Consider the following 16,595-nt stretch of genomic DNA (forward strand, 5'->3'; position numbering starts at 1 on the left):
AGGTGGTCGGTTTCTACGTACTTCGACTACGTACGGTTGTTCTTCCGGTAACACTGCCACGCCCCTCCTCATTCCGAGATACCAGGTCCGATCCGCGAGACGATTTCGTCCCAGTACCTGGGCAGTGCCGCGAATGGATCGCTTTGTCCGCGACTGTTCCCCGGACCGGCCCGTCCGCCGCGGTCGGTGAAGAAGATCGTCCCGGCGCCCTGCCAGCGGGCGATGCGCATCGCCTCCTCCAGATGCGTGCGCGGAACACCGTGCACGAAGTGCGCGAAGCGGCCGGGCGGGTAGACCGCGGTCCACTCCGCCACCTGCGACCAGCGGTAGTCGCTCCACGCGCCCCGGAACGTGACGAGCTGGTCGCCGGTCTCCGCGTAGCCCGGGAACGGATGGGTGTCGTGCCCCAGCACGAGGTGGCCGTCGTCCTTCCCGAGGAAGGCCCGCAGGGTGCCGGTGAGCCGGCGGACGGCCGGCAGCTCGGCGCGGCCGGCCGGGCAGCGGTCGAGGTAGAAGCCGTCCACCCGGTACCAGTCCAGGTAGGACCGGGCGTCGGCGAGCAGTTCCCCGAACGGCCGCGTGCCGTGGGCGAGGTCGAGCTGTCCGAGCAGCCTGCCGCCGGACGCCCGTACGGCGTCGCGCGGGTCCCCTTCGCGCAGCGCGCGGGCGCGGGCGTTACGGAGCCGGCCGGCGGCCTCCAGGCAGTGCGGGTCGGGCCTGCTGCCGGGGCCGTTGTCGATGTTGAGGACGGCCCAGTGCAGCGGGGTGCCGGGGCGGGTCAGCTCGGCCCACTCGGCGGGGGCGAGCAGCGGGTGGGCGTAGCCGGGGACACCGAAGCCGATCCGGTCGGCGCCGCTGGTGCGCCGGGCGGTGCCGGTGCTGGTCAGATACGGCACGCCGCCTCCATCCAGATATCGGCGAGCGATTCCTCCAGGTTGATCCGGGGGCGCCAGCCGAGCCGGTCCCGCGCGGTGCGGACGTCGGCCTGCTGCCAGGCGCCGCAGCCGTCCGGGTACGGGGACGGGGTGGCCGAGAGGTGTTCGATGACCGACTCGGTGGAGGTGCGGGGGGCGCCGATGGGGAGGCGGGCGGGGGGCGTGTCCAGCTCGTGGAGCGCGCCGGCGTATCCGGCGACCTTGGCGAGGACGGCCGCCGCGTCCCGCAGCCGGACGGCCCGGCCGGTGCCGATGTTGACGACGCCCTGCGCGGCGGAGAGCGAGGCGGCGTGCACGGCACGCGCCACATCGCGTACGTCCACGAAGTCCCGCTGCACGCCGAGGCCGCTGAGCTTGAGCTCGCCGTCCCCCGCCTGCATGGTGCGGCGCATCGCCTCGGCGAGCCGGCCGAGCGGGGAACCGGCCGGGGTGCCCGGGCCGACCGGCGAGAAGACCCGCAGGACCACCGCGTCGAGCCCGGAGCCGAGGACGAGCTCGGTGGCCGCGAGCTTGCTGACGCCGTACGGGCCGCCGGGGCGCGGGATGGCGTCCTCGGCGGTGGAGGACCCGGGCTGGGAGGGCCCGTACTCCGACGCGCAGCCGACCTGGACCAGGCGGGCGGTGCAGCGGCTGCGCCGCATCGCCTCGCAGACGGTGGCGACGGCGACGGTGTTGTGCCGGGTGAGGTCGCGCGCGCCGCCCCGGGTCGCGCCGGCGCAGTTGACGACGACCCCGGGGTGGACGGCGTCCAGGAAGCGGGTGAGCGCTCCGGGGCTGCCGGTCGCGAGGTCGAACCGCACGTCGGCGTCGTCGCCCCGGCCGAGCGCGGTGAGGTGGACGGCGGGGTCGGCGAGCAGCCGGTCGGCCACGAACCGGCCGATGAATCCGTTGGCTCCGAGCAGCAGCACCCTCATCGCGCACCGCCCCGGCCTGAGGGCCGACGGCGGGCTGCCGGTGCGGGGGATTGGCGGGTCATGTCGGTGTCTCCTTGAGGGCTGTTCCGTACGTCTCGGTGCGTACGGTTCTGGTGGTGACGGCCCGCGGCGTCGGCTCCGCGGGGGCTCGGGGGCCGCCTCAGGGGGCGGCGTGGGCGGATGCCCGGGAGAGGGCGAGTACGGCGGTGATCAGCAGGCCGAGGGCGGCGGTGCCGCAGGCCAGTACGGGCACCACCCCGGCGCCCGCCGCCTCGATGAGGGCGTCGACGGGGCGGGCGACCGCGTGGAGGCCGGGCAGCCGCCCGGCCAGGATCAGGGCGGGGGCCGCGGCCTCCATGGCGCAGGCGGCGGCGAGTCCGGTGGCGGCGGGTTCGGGGTAGCCGTGGACGGTCAGGAGCCGGGCCAGCAGGAGCAGGACCCCGAGGGCGGCGGCCCCGGCCGGTGAGCCGCCGGTGCCGAAGGCGAGGCGGGCCAGGTACAGCAGCGCGGCGAGGGCGCAGACGAAGAGTGCGACGGCGCCGAACAGCGGGGGGCGCACGCCCGCTCCGAACTCGTCCAGCGCGTGGCTGCCGTGCAGTCGGCGGTGCGCGGACAGGGCGAAGAGGTGCGTGCACCAGGCGGCCGGGGCCACCGCGACGGCGAGTCCCAGCAGGGGTGCCGGGGTCAGCGTCCAGGAGCCTTCGGGGCCGCCGCTGAGGACCTGGTGGAGCAGGTCGTCGCCGTACAGGACGTAGCCGAGCAGCCAGCAGGCGCAGAGCGCGGCGGTGCCGGACGCCCCCGCCCCGTCCCGGGCGCTCAGCGGGCCGGTGCGCAGCGCGAGGGCGAGGCCGATGAGCGCGAGGAGGGCCCCGGCTGAGCCGATGGCGAGCCGGGCGTCGCCGCCGAGCACCCCGTCGGTCAGCCCGAGCGCGACGAGCGTCGCCAGGCAGGCGGCGCCGGGAAGCAGGGCGCGCAGGGACCAGGCGGCGCGCGTCGTGACGTCGCGCGCCGGAGCGGGGCCCGGCGTCACGGGCGCCCCCGCGACCGCCGGGACCCTGGCGAAGAGCTCCTCGGCGAGCGAGAACACGTCCCGGTGCCGGTAGCGGGCGGCGGTGCGGTCGGTGACGCCGTGGGCCTCCAGACCGGCGGCGATCTCCAGCGGATCGACGGCTCGTTCGCACAGTTCCCGGTGGCGGTGCATGAGCGCCCGCACCGGGTCGGCGGTCCCCCGCCGGCCGACCGCGGTCTTGCGCGGGGCGGGATGCGCGTGTGCCACTTCGGGGGCGCGCGCGGGCGCGCCCCCGACTCCGGCGTCGGCCGCCGAGGCGGCGTCCCCCTGGTGGCCCTCGCGGCTCATCGTCGTTCCTCCGTGGTGCTCTTCGCCCGGTGCCGGGGCGGGCGGCTCCGCCGTCCCACGGCTACGCATCGCCGCTCCCCGCGCCCGCCCAGCTGGGGGTGCGGTCGGTGTGCTCCCGGCCGGGCGGCTCCGGCCAGAGGCCCAGGACGTGGGCCTCCGGCGGGGTGGCGAAGGGGCGTGGGCCGTCGTGGGCGGCGGGCTGCGGCCTCTCGCGTACCGGCGCCCGCGCGATCAGCTCCAGGTAGATGCCGTGGAAGGCGGCGAGATTCTGTTCGACGGTGAAGAGTTCGAGTGCCCGGGCGCGCGCCGCCGCACCCAGGCGCGCACGGCGCCCCGGGTCGCGCAGGAGCGCGACGCAGGCGTCCGCGAGCGCCCGGGGGTTGCGCGGCGGGACCACGAGACCCGTACCGCCGATGACCTCGACCACCGCGCCGACGTCCGTCGACACCGTGGCCCGGCCGCAGAACATCGCCTCGACCAGGCTGATCGGGAAGCCCTCGACCACGCTGGAGAGCACCACGACGCCGCCCGCCGCGTACGCCTGGGCCAGCTCCGGGACCTCGGGCCCGCCGATCTCCTCGAAGGCGACGGCGTCCTGCTCGGGGAAGAGCTCGTCGGCCAGCGTGCGGCAGCGGCCCAGGTAGTCGGCGCCCGCCGGGCCCGGGGCCGGGGCACCGATGATCCGCAGCCGGGCGTCCGGCTCGGCGAGGCGCACCTCGGCGAAGGCGCGCAGGAGGCCGATCAGGTCCTTGGCCGGCTCGATGCGGCCGACCCAGACGAGCGTGTCGGGTCCGCCGCCGTCCTCGCTCTCGCCGAGCGCGGCGAACCGGGCCGCGTCCATGCCGGGGTACACGGTCCGCACCTTCGCGGGGTCGGCGCCGCAGCGCTCCTGCCAGCGGCGGGCGTGGGTGTTGCCGGGGGTGATGAGCGAGGCCTCCCGGTACACCTCGGTGGCGAGCCGTCCGTGCAGGTTCGCGAGGAGGGCCCGCACCGGCGCGCCGACCGGCGCACCGCCGGACGCGAGATAGTGCGCCCGCACCCGCACGGAGTGCTCGGTGACCAGCAGCGGCACCCCGAAGAAGCGTTTGGCCAGCAGACCCGGCAGGGCGGCGGCACCGCCCGCCGTCGCGTGGCAGAGGTCCACGGCACCGAGGCCGTCCTCCTCGTACCAGTCGAGGGAGAGGGGCCGCAGCACCCGGTCCAGCTCGGCGGTGAAGGCGAGCAGGTCGGTGACGGTGGCGGTCTGGACGGTGCGCCCGGTGCCGGGCGCCCGGCAGGCGGCCTCCAGGATGCGCACGGCCGTCTCGGAGCGCAGGGCGGCGGGCAGTCCGCCGTGTTCCCAGGCGAGTTCGGCCAGGCCGTAGAGCCCTCGGGTGAACCGCTCGTCCCCGGGCCGCGCTTCGGCGTCGCCCTCCGCGAGGCCGCCGGCCGCCGCGCCCGTGCGGCCCCGCTCGCTGTCCGCGGCGGCGCAGACGGAGGCCGCGAGGTCCGCGAAGTGGGCCGCGAAGCGCCGCCGTTCACGCCGGGCGTACGTCCGCGCGCCCCCGCCGGTCAGCAGCCGGGCCAGCGGTCCCCGGGGGGCGTGCAGGCCGAGGGCGTCCTCGTCGGTGGTCCACAGGGGGGCGGTGCGCACGCCGGCGACCTGGGGAGGGAGCCGGACCCGGCCGGCCGCCTCCTGTTCGGCGGAACGGCTGAGCGCGAAGAGGTCGAACTCGTGCTGGGCGAGCCCGCGTACGAGCCGGTCGCACCAGAGCCTGGACTCACCGGTCGCGTACGGATAACCACCGTCGGTGAGCAGTCCGATCCGCACGAGCGCACCCCCATCTCCCTAGTGAGCGGCCGCCGTTCCTTCGGCGACTCGCGGCGGGACGACCGTAAGCGGATACGCCGGTGGCGCGACGGACGGTTGTCCATCGCGCCACCGAAAGGGGTGAACCGGCGTAACTTTCCCGGCGAAATAGCGTTCTGTCGCGCTATAGAGACTGAGGGTTACTCAGCCGTGGGGTAGACCCAGGGATTCGGGCGGCATTCGATGCCGTTGAGATCCAGCGTCTTGGTCTGCTGCTGCATGACCGGCGCGAGCGCGCCCTCCGTCCGGCAGCTCACGTGGTTGTGGCCGAGCCGGTGGCCGACCTCGTGGTTGATGAGCATCTGCCGGTACGAGAACAGCTTGTCGGGCCCGAAGGTGGCCGAACCCTGTGCCCAGCGGTAGGCGTTGATCATCACGCGCTCGGTGGCGGCCGAGTCGCAGGAGACGTTGTCCTCCATGGTGTCCAGGCCGGACTTGGCGCACCACTTTCCGGTGGTGCCGGGGCTGGCCAGCGTGATGACGAAGTCCGGATCGCCCTCGGAGACCCGTTCGAAGGTCATGTCGCCGTCGTGCGCCCAGCTCCGGTCGTCGTTGAGGGTCTTCTGGACGGCCTGGGCGAACAGCTGGGCGTCGAGCCCGAGGCCCTTCTCCACGTCGATCCGGTAGCGGTGGATCGTGCCCTTGCCGGGCGCCTTGGCGGAGCCGGGCACGGTCTCGAACTTCCCCGAGCCCGTCAGCGCCGGCGACAGCGGATAGGGCTTGGCCATTTTCTGTTCATACGTGAGGGGCTTGACGGCCTCGGGCGAGGGTGTCGTACGGCTGTCCGAACGGGAGGCGTCGTCCGCGTCGTCCCGGTCCACCCCCGCGGCCTGCGCGGCACCCTTCGCCGAGGTGCTGTCATGGGCGACCTGCCCGGAGACGACGACCGCGAGCACGGCGGTCACCGCGGCGGCCGCGATACCGGTGAACGTACGGCCCTTACCGCCCCTGGCCTCCCCGGCCGGGGCCGCGTCCTCGTCGCGCCGGGGCTCCGGCTCGCGGGCGTCCCAGTCGGTGACGGAGCGGTACGGGTCGTCGGACACCGGATCGCGCCGCCGCGGGGCGGGCGGCGCGGGCGCGCTGTCGAAGGCGTCGACGAACTCGCGCCGCGGGCCCGGTATCAGCGGCCGGGTGCCCGTGGCCTGCGGGTGGTGCGGGGCGCGCGGAGCGCCCGGACGCGCGCCGGGCGCGGGCGCCTGGAGGCCGGGGCGCCCCGGGGCGCGCACGGGGCCCGCACCCCAGCCGCCGCCGGGTTCACGCTGTTCGGGGTGGCCGCCGCGCACCTCGGGCGCCGCGGGGTGGCCGCCGCGCACCTCGGGCGCCCCCGCGAAGGGCGCGGTCCCCGCCTGCCGTCTGCGCCGTCCGGTGCCGGCGACGGGCCGGGCGGCCTCGCGCCCCGCTTCGTCCGGCTCCGCCTGCCCGGTCCCGGGCGCGCTGGGCGCAGGGCCCTTCCGGCTGTGTCGTCCCACGCCCTGGATCAGCTCCCGCCGCATTCGTCGAGCAATTCCCGGAACGCCTGGGCGACCGCCTCCGGGTACTCCATCATCGCCACGTGCCCGGCATCGGGCAGTGTCAGCAGGCGCGCGTCGCGGAAGGCCGCGGACGCCCTGCGGGCCATCCGGAACGAGACGAGCCGGTCCCGTCCGCCGTACACCAGCTGGGTCGGCGCGAGCACCCGCTCGGCCTGGCGCCACAGCCCGTGCTGTCCGCCCAGCGTGTACGCGTCGACGATGCCACGGGCGGAACGCGCCATGGCGTCCCAGAAGTACGGCAGTTCCAGCCGGCGCTCCATTTCGGCCACCGCGTCGCGGAAGCCTGCCTCGGAGACCCGTGCCGGATCGCCGTAACAGAGTGCCATGACTCCGTGGGTGCGTTCCTCCGCGGTCCAGTCCCGGGAGAGCCGGGCGAACAGGGAGGCGACGCCCGGCAGTGCGAGCAGTGCGGTCGGGGCGGCGGTGCGCTGGACCCGGATCTCCGGGAGCGCGGGCGAGATCAGGGTGAGCGTACGCACCAGGTCGGGGCGGACCGCGGCGACCCGGGTGGCGATCGCGCCGCCCATCGAGTTGCCGAACAGGTGGACGGGGCCGCGCTCCTGGGCGTCCAGCAGGCGGATGACGGCGCGGGCGTGTCCGGTGACCGAGTAATTGCCGTCGTCCGGCGGCGGCGAGTCGCCGAAGCCGGGCAGGTCGACCGCCTCGCAGTCGGCCAGGTCCTCCAGGAGCGGCATCAGCGCCGACCAGTTCTGCGACGAGCCGCCGAGCCCGTGCACGAAGAGGGCCGACGGCAGCCCGGACCCCCGGGACGGCCGCGAACGGACGGTGAGCGTCAGCCCGGGCAGCTCGACGGAGCGCAGCCGCTCCCCCTCCGCGACCCTGACGGCGCTCACCGTGGGTGACACCGCCGCGGCGGCGGCGCGGACTCCCGGCAGCTCGGTCGAAGACATGCGGCAATGTTACGAGATGATCACACCGGGGTTCATGTGTTCGCCGTCACACGATCGCATAGCGGCTTCACGGGGTACCTCATAGGCTCGAACCGAGGAAGGGAGTCACCATGACGGTCGACCCGAGGGATCCGGAGACCTTCGAGGACGTCCAGCCGGACGAGCCCGACCAGGAGACGCCCGAGGCGGACGCCGCCGAGCAGCACGCCGACCTCCGCCCGGAGAGCGACGAACCGCTCACGGACCTCGACCGCGGCGGCGCCAGCGAGGCGGACGCGGCGGACCAGGCGCGCGTGGTCCCACAGGATGAGGACGATTACCGCTGATACGTCCCGCTCTGCCCACCGGGGCGGACAATCTGCGGCTACCGCAGCCGTCCGGTCCGTGAAATTCTGCGTCCGCGCCGCGCATACCGGGGTTACCCAAAAGTACGATGTCGGTAGGGCGCGGCACGTACGGAACCGCTGTGCCGGACCACGAATTTGGGAGGCGGCGTGACAGCCATCGAGCAGACCGAGGCGGCGCGCCCGCGGGGCACTCGCCTGCCCCGCCGCGCCCGACGCAACCAGCTCCTGGGAGCCGCGCAGGAGGTCTTCGTCGCGCAGGGCTACCACTCCGCGGCGATGGACGACATCGCGGAGCGCGCCGGGGTCAGCAAGCCGGTGCTCTACCAGCACTTCCCGGGCAAGCTGGAGCTCTACCTGGCCCTTCTCGACCAGCACTGCGAGTCGCTGCTCCAGGCGGTGCGTACGGCGCTGGCGTCGACCACGGACAACAAGCTGCGGGTGGCCGCGACGATGGACGCGTACTTCGCGTACGTGGAGGACGAGGGCGGCGCCTTCCGGCTGGTCTTCGAGTCCGACCTGACCAACGAGCCCGCCGTGCGCGAGCGCGTGGACCGGGTCTCGCTCCAGTGCGCCGAGGCGATCTCCGACGTGATCGCGGGCGACACGGGCCTTTCCAAGGACGAGTCCATGCTCCTGGCGGTGGGCCTCGGCGGGGTGTCCCAGGTGGTCGCCCGCTACTGGCTGTCGAGCCGGTCGGCCATTCCGCGCGACACCGCGGTCCAGCTGCTCACCTCGCTGGCCTGGCGCGGCATCGCCGGCTTCCCGCTGCACGGCATCGATCAGCACTGAGCGGCCGGCATGCGCCCGTGTTCGCTGCGGGCGTGGCCGGGGCCGCCCTGACGAGTCCCCTCAGCGGGCTAATGTGTGCTGCGTACGGCGCGGTTCGCCGCGCAGGGACTGACCGTCGGAGGGACATAGCCGTGGAGGTCAAGATCGGGGTGCAGCACACGCCCCGGGAGATCGTTCTGGAGAGCGGGCTTTCCGCCGAAGAGGTCGAGAGCGCGGTGTCCGAGGCTCTCGCCGGCAAGGCGCAGCTGCTCAGCCTCACGGACGAGAAGGGCCGCAAGGTCCTGGTGCCGGCCGACCGGATCGCCTACGTGGAGATCGGCGAGCCCAGCACCCGACGGGTGGGGTTCGGCGCGCTGTAGAGCGTACGAACGCGAGGAGCGGCCCGGCGGGATTCCCCGCCGGGCCGCTCCTCATTCGGCGCCCGTACCCGGATCAGCTGTGCGGCGGCTGGGCGAAGCCTGTGCGCGGGAGGGTTGTGAGCGGCTGCTCACGGGTACTACCAGCAGAACCGAAGCACCCGTTCCGTATATCTGCGAGGTGATCGTCCGTGATCCTGGAAACGTTGAGCGCCGTCGTGCTCGGAGTGGTCCTCTCCTGGGCGGCGCTGCGCTCGCTCCCCGGCCGGCTCCCGGCCCGCCGGACCGTGTTCGGCACGGGGGCGCTCGGCGGCCTGTTCGGCGCGTCCCTGATGCACTCGGTGCTCGGCCCGGGCCACGCGGCGGCCGTCGTGGTGGGCGCCGTGCTGATCGCCGCCGTGACGGTGTCCCTGCTGATCCGGCCCCGCGGCCGCCGGCTGCGCCGGTCGGCCGCCGCCTGACCCCCGGCCGGTTTACGCGGCCAGCCCCAGGGCGGCCATGCGCTTGGTGTGCGCCTCGGTGATCCGGGAGAACATCCGGCCCACCTCCGCCAGGTCGAAGCCGTCGGCGACCCCGCCGACCAGCATGGTCGACAGTGCGTCGCGGTCCGCGACCACGCGCTGCGCCTGCGACAGCGCCTCGCCCATCAGCCGCCGCGCCCACAGCGCCAGCCGGCCGCCGACCCTCGGGTCCGCCTCGATCGCCGCGCGCACCTTCTCGACGGCGAAGTTGCCGTGGCCGGTGTCGTCCAGCACGGCCAGCACGAGCGAGCGGGTGTCGGAGTCCAGGCGGACCGCGACCTCCCGGTAGAAGTCGCTGGCGATCGAGTCGCCGACGTACGCCTTGACCAGGCCCTCCAGCCAGTCCGACGGGGCGGTCTGGCGGTGGAAGTCGTCCAGCGCCCGGGCGAAGGGCTCCATGGCGGCGGTCGGCTCGACCTCGATGGCGGTCAGCCGCTCCGTCAGCCGCTCGAAGTGGTGGAACTCGGCGGACGCCATCTTCGCCAGCTCCGCCTTGTCGGCCAGCGTCGGCGCCAGCTTGGCGTCCTCGGCCAGCCGCTCGAAGGCCGCGAGCTCCCCGTAGGCGAGGGCACCCAGCAGGTCCACGACGGCGGCCCGGTACTGCGGCTGCGCGGACGCGGTGGCCCAGTCCTGGTCGGCGATTCTGGTCGTCGCGGGGGCTTCGTTGGCGTTGTCAGGCGTCTCCATGCAGCGCAGAATAGCCCGCCCGGGCGGCGGCGGAAGGGCCCGCCCGACGACCGACGTCACACCGTTCCGACGAATTCGCCCAACACAGATGCGCGGATCCGGGGTACAGTGGTAATGCGCTTACTGAGCACTTTGCATCTGCTCGTGGCGCGAAATTGAATGAGGATGCCCGGTCGGTGGCCCGATCGGCTCCGACCCGACAGCCCTCCACGCGGTGCGTGCACACGTACGACCGCAGATGAGGGGCCCCCTCAGCGGCACGAGCGCTCGAGCGACGGCAGTGGTCCCGCGCCACCCGGCCCATCCGCCGGATGACCAACCCCGGCACGGTACGACCCCCTTCGTTCGCCTCGGACCGCGTCTCACAGAAGAGGCAGCACCCTGACTACGTTCCGAGACCTCGGGATTCTTTCCGAGACCGCCGAGGCCCTTGAGGCCGTCGGCATCACGTCCCCCTTTCCCATCCAGGAGCTGACGCTCCCGGTCGCCCTCTCCGGCTCCGACGTCATCGGCCAGGCCAAGACCGGCACCGGCAAGACGCTCGGCTTCGGCCTCCCGCTGCTGGAGCGCGTCACCGTCCTCGCCGACGTCGAGGCGGGCCGCGCGAAGCCGGAGGAGCTGACCGACTCCCCGCAGGCCCTCATCGTCGTGCCCACCCGCGAGCTGTGCCAGCAGGTCACCAACGACCTGCTCACCGCCGGCAAGGTGCGCAACGTGCGGGTCCTCGCGATCTACGGCGGCCGGGCCTACGAGCCCCAGGTCGAGGCCCTGAAGAAGGGCGTCGACGTGATCGTCGGCACCCCCGGCCGGCTGCTCGACCTCGCGGGCCAGCGCAAGCTGGACCTGTCCAAGGTCCGCGCGCTCGTCCTCGACGAGGCCGACGAGATGCTGGACCTGGGCTTCCTGCCCGACGTCGAGCGCATCATCACCATGCTGCCGGCGAAGCGCCAGACCATGCTGTTCTCGGCCACCATGCCGGGCGCGGTCATCTCGCTGGCCCGCCGCTACATGTCGCAGCCGACGCACATCAACGCCACCTCGCCCGACGACGAGGGCACGACCGTCAAGAACACGGCGCAGTACGTCTACCGCGCCCACTCGATGGACAAGCCCGAGATGGTCTCGCGCATCCTCCAGGCCGAGGGCCGCGGGCTCGCGATGATCTTCTGCCGCACCAAGCGCACCGCGGCGGACATCGCCGAGCAGCTGGAGCGGCGCGGCTTCGCGTCCGGCGCGGTCCACGGCGACCTCGGCCAGGGCGCCCGCGAGCAGGCGCTGCGCGCCTTCCGCAACGGCAAGGTCGACGTGCTGGTCTGCACCGACGTCGCCGCCCGCGGTATCGACGTCGAGGGCGTGACGCACGTCATCAACTACCAGTCCCCCGAGGACGAGAAGACCTACCTGCACCGCATCGGCCGGACCGGCCGCGCGGGCGCCAAGGGCATCGCGATCACGCTGGTCGACTGGGACGACATCCCGCGCTGGCAGCTGATCAACAAGGCCCTGGACCTGAAGTTCCCGGACCCGGTCGAGACGTACTCGACCTCCCCGCACCTGTACGAGGACCTCGCCATCCCGGCGGGCACCAAGGGTGTCCTGCCCCGCGCCGAGCGCACCCGCGCAGGTCTCGGGGCCGAGGAGATCGAGGACCTGGGCGAGACGGGCGGCCGCGGCCGCAAGTCCGCCGCCGCACCGGCCGCCCGTGAGGAGCGTGCCCCGCGCACCCCGCGGCAGCGCCGTCGCACCCGTAGTGGCGCGTCGGTCGCCGAGGACGCCGCCACCGTGCCCGCACCGGCCGCCGAGGCCGAGGCCGAGGCGCTGTCCGACGCCCCGCGCACCCCGCGCCGCCGCCGGCGCACCCGTGCCGGTGCGGCGGAGGCCATCGCGGCGGAGGCCGCCGCCGCCACGGCCGCGGTCGCCGTGGCCGAGGCCCCCGCGGCCGTGGTGACCGAGCCGGAGGCCGAGGCCGCGCCGAAGAAGCGCACCCGGGCCGCCAAGCCGAAGACGGAGGCCGTCGCCGCCGAGGTCGTCGCGGAGACCGCGTCCGTCGAGGGCGAGGCCACGCCGCGCCGCCGCCGGGCCCGCGTCGCCAAGCCGGTGACCGAGGAGGCATCGGTGCAGAGCGCGCCGGTGGCCGAGCCGGAAGCGCCCGCCGTCACCCGGCCGCGCCGCCGCCGGGTGATCAAGCCGGTCGAGGACGAGGTCGACTTCCAGATCGCGCCGATCTCCGAGCCGGAGCCGGTCCGTCGTCGTACGCGTACGGCCGCCAAGCCGAAGACGGAGGCCGCGGCGGAGACCGCGACCGCCGAGGGCGAGGCCAAGCCGCGTCGGCGCCGGGCACCGCGCGCCACCGCGAAGGCCGAGGGCTGAGCGGACCACGCAGCATCCGACGGGCGGCCCCGGGGAACCTCTCCCCGGGGCCGCCCGTCGTTGCGGAGGCGGGGAACCTCTCCCCGGGGCCGCCCGTCGTTGCGGAGGCGGGCCGCCCGCCGTTCGCGGACGCGCGGGACGTTCTAACCTCGTTCCATGAGCAGGCCACCCACCTTCACCCCGCCCTCCTGCGCCCGTGCCCGCGCGCTGCCCACCGCGCGCGGGGACTTCGCCGTGCTGGACGCGGCTCCCGCCGGGCCCCCGCGCGGCACCGCCCTGCTGGTGCCCGGGTACACCGGCAGCAAGGAGGACTTCATCGCGCTGCTCGAACCGCTCGCGGAGGCCGGCTACCGTGCCGTCGCCGTCGACGGGCGCGGGCAGTTCGAGAGCCCGGGGACGGACGACCTCCAGGAGTACGCGCAGGAGGAGCTGGCCCGTGATGTGCTCGCGCAGACGGCCGCGCTGGACGGCGGCGAAGACCCTGTGCACCTGGTGGGGCACTCCCTCGGGGGGCAGCTCTGCCGGGCCGCGGTCCTGCTGGACGCGGCGCCGTTCCGCTCGCTGACGCTGATGTCCTCGGGGCCCGCCGAGGTGGTCGAGGCTCAGCAGGTCAAGCTGAAGATCCTCGGTGACGCGCTGGCCACCATGGCCATGAGCGACGTCTGGGCCGCGATGCGCGCCTTCGACCCGCCGGCCGAGGCGGAGACGGGCGGCGAGGACCTGCGACGGCGCTGGCTGCTCCACCGTCCGGCCCAGCTGATCGCGACGGGCCGCCAGCTGGCCACCGAGCCCGACCGGGTGGCCGAGCTCGCCGCGACCGGGCTGCCGGTCCATGTCGTCTCCGGCGAGGTGGACGACGTCTGGCCGGTGCCGGTGCTGGACGAGATGGCGGTACGCCTGGGGGCGCGCCGGACCCGGATCGAGGGCGCGGAGCACTCCCCCAACACGGGCCGGCCGGAGGCGACCGCCGCGGCGCTCGCCTCCTTCTGGGACGGCCTGTAGCGCGTCCCCCTGCCGGCGGGTCTCAGTACTGGGACTGGAGGTGCTGCCAGAAGCCGTCGCGCAGCGCCCGGCGCAGCGGGGGGTGGCCGCGCAGGGAGCGCTGGAGGAGGCGTTCGGCCTCGTGCAGCAGGTCCTGGTCGACCGAGCCCGGCAGGAAGGGGTGGCCGGGCAGCAGGTCGGCCAGCGATTCACGGCCGCGCGCGGCGAGCCAGGCCGCCGCGATCTGCGCGCCGACGAAGTGGACGTCGTCGCGGGAGGGTGCGGGGGCGTCCTCCTCGTACGTGGTGACGGGGCGTCTGGTCACGTAGGGGCGGCAGAAGTCCAGGTCGAAGGTGCGCTGGCTGTCCACCTCCCAGAGCAGCGGCTCCGCCTGGTTGCGCCCCTCGCCCGCCTCGATGCCCCAGAGGTGGACGCGGGCGCCGTAGCCCTGCGCGGCCTCGACGGCCGAGACCAGGTCCTCGTCGCCGCCGACGAGCGCGGCGTCGCTGATGGCCCGGTGGCGGGCGAGCGACTCCAGGTCGGTGCGGATGAGGGAGTCGACGCCCTTCTGCTGGTTGTTGGCGTTGAGGTTGCCGAGTCTGACCTTGACGTCGGGGAGTTCGGCGATGGTCTGCTGCTCGGTGGTGTGGATGCGGCGCCTGGCCCCGTCGTACCAGTACACGCGCAGCAGCCGGCTGTCCGCGAAGATGGTGCGGGCCTTGTCGATGAACGCCTCGATCAGCCCTTCGGCATCGAGGTCGAAGGAGCGCCGGTCCTCGGTGCCGGTGACGAGCAGCCCGGCGGCGGCGTAGACGTAGCCCGCGTCCACGAAGATCGCGTGGGTCGACGGGGTCTTCGAGACCTCGGCGAGCACGCGTTCGAGCAGTGCGTTGGTGCGGTCCAGCCGCTCGCCGATCTCCGCGTCGTTCATGCGCGTCCCGTCGCGCCCGTACGCCCGATTACCAACGGGTATTTAGACATCCGAAAAATTTCCTTAGCGTAGGGAATGATTGCAGGGGGCAAGCCGTTGTACCCGGTGTGGGGCGCTCGACAGACATGCCTGGCGCTCCTCATCCTTGCGGACGGGACACCGTCCTCCCAGTAGTTCTCCAGCAGGAGGATCAGACGAAGGGAAGCCCTATGCGCTTCGAGATCATGCGACTCGACGACGTCGACGGTACCGCCGTGGACAGCACCGTCGTGGACGCCGCCTCCGTCAAGCGGATCGTGCAGCAGGCCGCCGCTACGGGCCAGCGCATCTATATCCGACCGGCCGAAAGTCCGGCTTCGTAACACCTTGCCGATGTGAGTTGCCGTCGTAACGAAGACGAAGCGCCCCCGCACGGAACGATCGTGCGGGGGCGCTGTTGCGTCCGGATACGGGTCAGGTGCCCTGGATGACCTGGGTGACGCCGTTGATGATCTGCTGCACGGCGATGGCGGACAGCATCATGCCGGCCAGCCTGGTGACGAGCACGACGCCGCCGTCCTTGATGACGCGGATGATCAGCAGCGAGTAGCGCATGGTCAGCCAGAGCACGACGTGCATGGCGAGGATCGCCGTCCAGACGGAGACCTGACTCGCCACGCTGTCGGCGTGCTGCACGGCGAGGATCACCGAGACGATCGCGCCGGGACCGGCGAGCAGCGGCATGCCGAGCGGTACGAGGGCGACGTTGACGTCCTTGGTCTGCGTCGGCTCGTCGGTCTTGCCGGTGAGCAGGTCGAGCGCGATGAGCAGCAGGAGCAGACCGCCGGCGATCATCAGCGCCGGCACGGAGACGTGCAGGTAGTCCAGGATCTGCTGGCCGAGTACGCCGAACACGGCGATGACGCCGAAGGCCACGGCGACGGCCTGGAGCGCCATCCGGCGCTGCACCTTGGCGGGGCGGCCGGCGGTGAGGGCGAGGAAGATCGGGGTGATTCCGGGCGGATCCATAATCACAAAAAGGGTGAGAAAAAGGGATCCGAAGACAGCGACGTCGAACACGGGTGAGCCTTGCGAGGAGTGAGCGGGTGTGCGGCGGGTGACCGCGGGAAAGGGGCGCACCTCGCGGCCGCCGGGCATGCCGGACGGCGGGCGGGGCGCGGTGAAGGGATGAGCGGCGTACGCGGGCGGGGCCCGGGCGTTGTTACGCGGTGGCGGATCCGCCCGCGCCCGGCACCGGGAAGGCTCCCGTGGCGCGCCGGGTGATCTCGCCGTAGATCTCGGGGTCGGTGGTGTACGTGCCGAGCTCCACGGTCTTGCGGCTGCCGTGGTAGTCGCTGGAGCCGGTCGTCAGCAGCCCGAGCTCGCGGGCGAGCGCACGCAGGCGGGCCCGGGTCGGCTCGTCGTGGTCCATGTGGTCGACCTCGATGCCGTCGAGGCCGGCGGCGGCCAGCTCGGCGATCCGCGCCTCGGGCACCGTACGACCGCGCTTGACGGCGGCCGGGTGGGCGAAGACGGTGACGCCGCCCGCTGCCTTGACGAGCCGGATCGCGTCGAAGGGGTCCAGCTCGTGCTTGTCCGCGTACGCGCGCCCTCCGTCGCCGAGCCAGTCCGGCGTGAAGGCGTCGGACACGGTCGGGACCACGCCCAGCTCGACCAGGGCGGTGGCGACGTGCGGCCGGCCGACGGAGCCGTCACCGGCGATGCGGGCGACCTGCTCCCAGGTGACGGGGACGCCCAGCTCCTGGAGCTTGCCGACCATGGCCCGGGCACGCGGCACCCGGTCGTCGCGCACCAGCTCGCGCTCGCGGGCGAACTCGGGCTCGTCGGGATCGAAGAGGTACGCCAGCATGTGCAGACCCACACCGTCGATGCGGCAGGACAGTTCGGCACCCGTGACGAGGGTGAGCCCCTCGGGGAGGGCGGCGGCGGCCTCGGCGTGCCCGCGCACGGTGTCGTGGTCGGTGAGGGCGACGACGTCGAGGCCCGCGGCGGCGGCGTTGCGCACCAGCTGGGCGGGGGTGTCCGTGCCGTCCGACGCGGTGGAGTGGGTGTGCAGATCGATGCGCACGACTCGTACTCCAGTGCTCGCGGCCGGTCGGGGGGACACCCCAGGAT

Annotated in this window: 17 protein-coding genes; 7 read left to right on the forward strand and 10 right to left on the reverse strand. The window is 73.8% G+C overall.

The genetic code is table 11. The annotated features are described in order from the left end of the window. Positions 1 to 68 precede the first annotated feature (68 nt). From ABZ565_RS26400 to ABZ565_RS26425, 6 genes are all read right to left on the reverse strand, one after another. Positions 69 to 896: a spherulation-specific family 4 protein gene (locus ABZ565_RS26400; RefSeq protein ID WP_361031724.1), complete on the reverse strand. Its 828-nt coding sequence runs from the start codon at positions 894 to 896 to the stop codon at positions 69 to 71. Beyond that, the gene (locus ABZ565_RS26405; protein ID WP_073964087.1) at positions 884 to 1,849 is read right to left on the reverse strand and encodes an NAD-dependent epimerase/dehydratase family protein; all 966 of its coding nucleotides are present in this window, start codon (positions 1,847 to 1,849) and stop codon (positions 884 to 886) included. The genes ABZ565_RS26400 and ABZ565_RS26405 overlap by 13 nt, the downstream gene beginning before the upstream one ends. 160 nt (positions 1,850 to 2,009) lie before the next feature. Beyond that, entirely contained in the window at positions 2,010 to 3,206 is a 1,197-nt protein-coding gene (locus ABZ565_RS26410; protein WP_361031727.1) for a hypothetical protein, read from the reverse strand. 61 nt (positions 3,207 to 3,267) lie between these two features. After that, the gene (locus ABZ565_RS26415) at positions 3,268 to 5,016 is read right to left on the reverse strand and encodes a glycosyltransferase (RefSeq protein ID WP_361031730.1); all 1,749 of its coding nucleotides are present in this window, start codon (positions 5,014 to 5,016) and stop codon (positions 3,268 to 3,270) included. 179 nt (positions 5,017 to 5,195) lie between these two features. Further along, positions 5,196 to 6,548, reverse strand: coding sequence for a DUF3152 domain-containing protein (locus ABZ565_RS26420; RefSeq protein ID WP_361031733.1), 1,353 nt, complete (start codon positions 6,546 to 6,548; stop codon positions 5,196 to 5,198). Beyond that, a complete protein-coding gene (locus tag ABZ565_RS26425; RefSeq protein ID WP_361031736.1) occupies positions 6,533 to 7,498 on the reverse strand; it encodes an alpha/beta hydrolase in 966 nt (321 codons plus the stop codon). Before ABZ565_RS26425 ends, ABZ565_RS26420 begins: the two co-directional genes overlap by 16 nt. Positions 7,499 to 7,608: 110 nt before the next feature. On the opposite strand from ABZ565_RS26425, the gene ABZ565_RS26430 reads away from it, so the two are divergent. The 4 genes from ABZ565_RS26430 (at position 7,609) to ABZ565_RS26445 (ending at position 9,451) form a co-directional block, all read left to right on the forward strand. Then, positions 7,609 to 7,824 carry a hypothetical protein gene (locus ABZ565_RS26430; RefSeq protein ID WP_361031739.1) on the forward strand — a complete coding sequence of 72 codons (216 nt, stop codon included), beginning with the start codon at positions 7,609 to 7,611 and terminating at the stop codon, positions 7,822 to 7,824. Between the two features lie 168 nt (positions 7,825 to 7,992). After that, entirely contained in the window at positions 7,993 to 8,634 is a 642-nt protein-coding gene (locus ABZ565_RS26435) for a TetR/AcrR family transcriptional regulator (protein ID WP_018105511.1), read from the forward strand. 131 nt (positions 8,635 to 8,765) lie between these two features. Then, positions 8,766 to 8,993: a DUF3107 domain-containing protein gene (locus ABZ565_RS26440; protein ID WP_024490505.1), complete on the forward strand. Its 228-nt coding sequence runs from the start codon at positions 8,766 to 8,768 to the stop codon at positions 8,991 to 8,993. 188 nt (positions 8,994 to 9,181) lie between these two features. Continuing rightward, on the forward strand, positions 9,182 to 9,451 hold the full coding sequence (locus ABZ565_RS26445; protein ID WP_361031742.1) for a hypothetical protein: 270 nt from the start codon (positions 9,182 to 9,184) through the stop codon (positions 9,449 to 9,451). 12 nt (positions 9,452 to 9,463) lie between these two features. On the opposite strand, the gene ABZ565_RS26450 is transcribed toward ABZ565_RS26445, so the two are convergent. Then, positions 9,464 to 10,198 carry a ferritin-like fold-containing protein gene (locus ABZ565_RS26450; protein WP_143625044.1) on the reverse strand — a complete coding sequence of 245 codons (735 nt, stop codon included), beginning with the start codon at positions 10,196 to 10,198 and terminating at the stop codon, positions 9,464 to 9,466. A gap of 471 nt (positions 10,199 to 10,669) precedes the next feature. On the opposite strand from ABZ565_RS26450, the gene ABZ565_RS26455 reads away from it, so the two are divergent. Continuing rightward, complete coding sequence (locus tag ABZ565_RS26455; RefSeq protein ID WP_361031850.1) at positions 10,670 to 12,568, forward strand: DEAD/DEAH box helicase; 1,899 nt, start codon at positions 10,670 to 10,672, stop codon at positions 12,566 to 12,568. A gap of 156 nt (positions 12,569 to 12,724) precedes the next feature. Then, positions 12,725 to 13,570, forward strand: coding sequence for an alpha/beta hydrolase (locus tag ABZ565_RS26460; protein WP_361031746.1), 846 nt, complete (start codon positions 12,725 to 12,727; stop codon positions 13,568 to 13,570). A 22-nt stretch (positions 13,571 to 13,592) separates the two neighbouring features. Here ABZ565_RS26460 and ABZ565_RS26465 read toward each other — a convergent pair whose 3' ends face one another. Further along, the gene (locus ABZ565_RS26465) at positions 13,593 to 14,480 is read right to left on the reverse strand and encodes an NYN domain-containing protein (RefSeq protein ID WP_361031749.1); all 888 of its coding nucleotides are present in this window, start codon (positions 14,478 to 14,480) and stop codon (positions 13,593 to 13,595) included. Between the two features lie 209 nt (positions 14,481 to 14,689). Between ABZ565_RS26465 and ABZ565_RS26470 the strand changes: the two genes are divergently transcribed. After that, positions 14,690 to 14,842, forward strand: coding sequence for a hypothetical protein (locus ABZ565_RS26470; RefSeq protein ID WP_018105503.1), 153 nt, complete (start codon positions 14,690 to 14,692; stop codon positions 14,840 to 14,842). A 91-nt stretch (positions 14,843 to 14,933) separates the two neighbouring features. On the opposite strand, the gene ABZ565_RS26475 is transcribed toward ABZ565_RS26470, so the two are convergent. Then, a complete protein-coding gene (locus ABZ565_RS26475; protein WP_361031752.1) occupies positions 14,934 to 15,539 on the reverse strand; it encodes a MarC family protein in 606 nt (201 codons plus the stop codon). A gap of 142 nt (positions 15,540 to 15,681) precedes the next feature. Next, positions 15,682 to 16,548 carry a PHP domain-containing protein gene (locus tag ABZ565_RS26480; protein ID WP_361031755.1) on the reverse strand — a complete coding sequence of 289 codons (867 nt, stop codon included), beginning with the start codon at positions 16,546 to 16,548 and terminating at the stop codon, positions 15,682 to 15,684. Positions 16,549 to 16,595: the final 47 nt, after the last annotated feature.

The organism is Streptomyces sp. NPDC016469 (assembly GCF_040632905.1).
Classification (GTDB): domain Bacteria; phylum Actinomycetota; class Actinomycetes; order Streptomycetales; family Streptomycetaceae; genus Streptomyces.

What these genes read in the sequence shown, in the direction of transcription:
- ABZ565_RS26465 (WP_361031749.1), bottom strand. Translation starts at nt 14,480, where the DNA reads ATGAACGACGCGGAGATCGGCGAGCGGCTGGACCGCACCAACGCACTG.
- ABZ565_RS26425 (WP_361031736.1), bottom strand. Translation starts at nt 7,498, where the DNA reads ATGTCTTCGACCGAGCTGCCGGGAGTCCGCGCCGCCGCCGCGGCGGTG.
- ABZ565_RS26405 (WP_073964087.1), bottom strand. Translation starts at nt 1,849, where the DNA reads ATGAGGGTGCTGCTGCTCGGAGCCAACGGATTCATCGGCCGGTTCGTG.
- ABZ565_RS26470 (WP_018105503.1), top strand. Translation starts at nt 14,690, where the DNA reads ATGCGCTTCGAGATCATGCGACTCGACGACGTCGACGGTACCGCCGTG.
- ABZ565_RS26420 (WP_361031733.1), bottom strand. Translation starts at nt 6,548, where the DNA reads ATGCGGCGGGAGCTGATCCAGGGCGTGGGACGACACAGCCGGAAGGGC.
- ABZ565_RS26410 (WP_361031727.1), bottom strand. Translation starts at nt 3,206, where the DNA reads ATGAGCCGCGAGGGCCACCAGGGGGACGCCGCCTCGGCGGCCGACGCC.
- ABZ565_RS26460 (WP_361031746.1), top strand. Translation starts at nt 12,725, where the DNA reads ATGAGCAGGCCACCCACCTTCACCCCGCCCTCCTGCGCCCGTGCCCGC.
- ABZ565_RS26430 (WP_361031739.1), top strand. Translation starts at nt 7,609, where the DNA reads ATGACGGTCGACCCGAGGGATCCGGAGACCTTCGAGGACGTCCAGCCG.
- ABZ565_RS26450 (WP_143625044.1), bottom strand. Translation starts at nt 10,198, where the DNA reads ATGGAGACGCCTGACAACGCCAACGAAGCCCCCGCGACGACCAGAATC.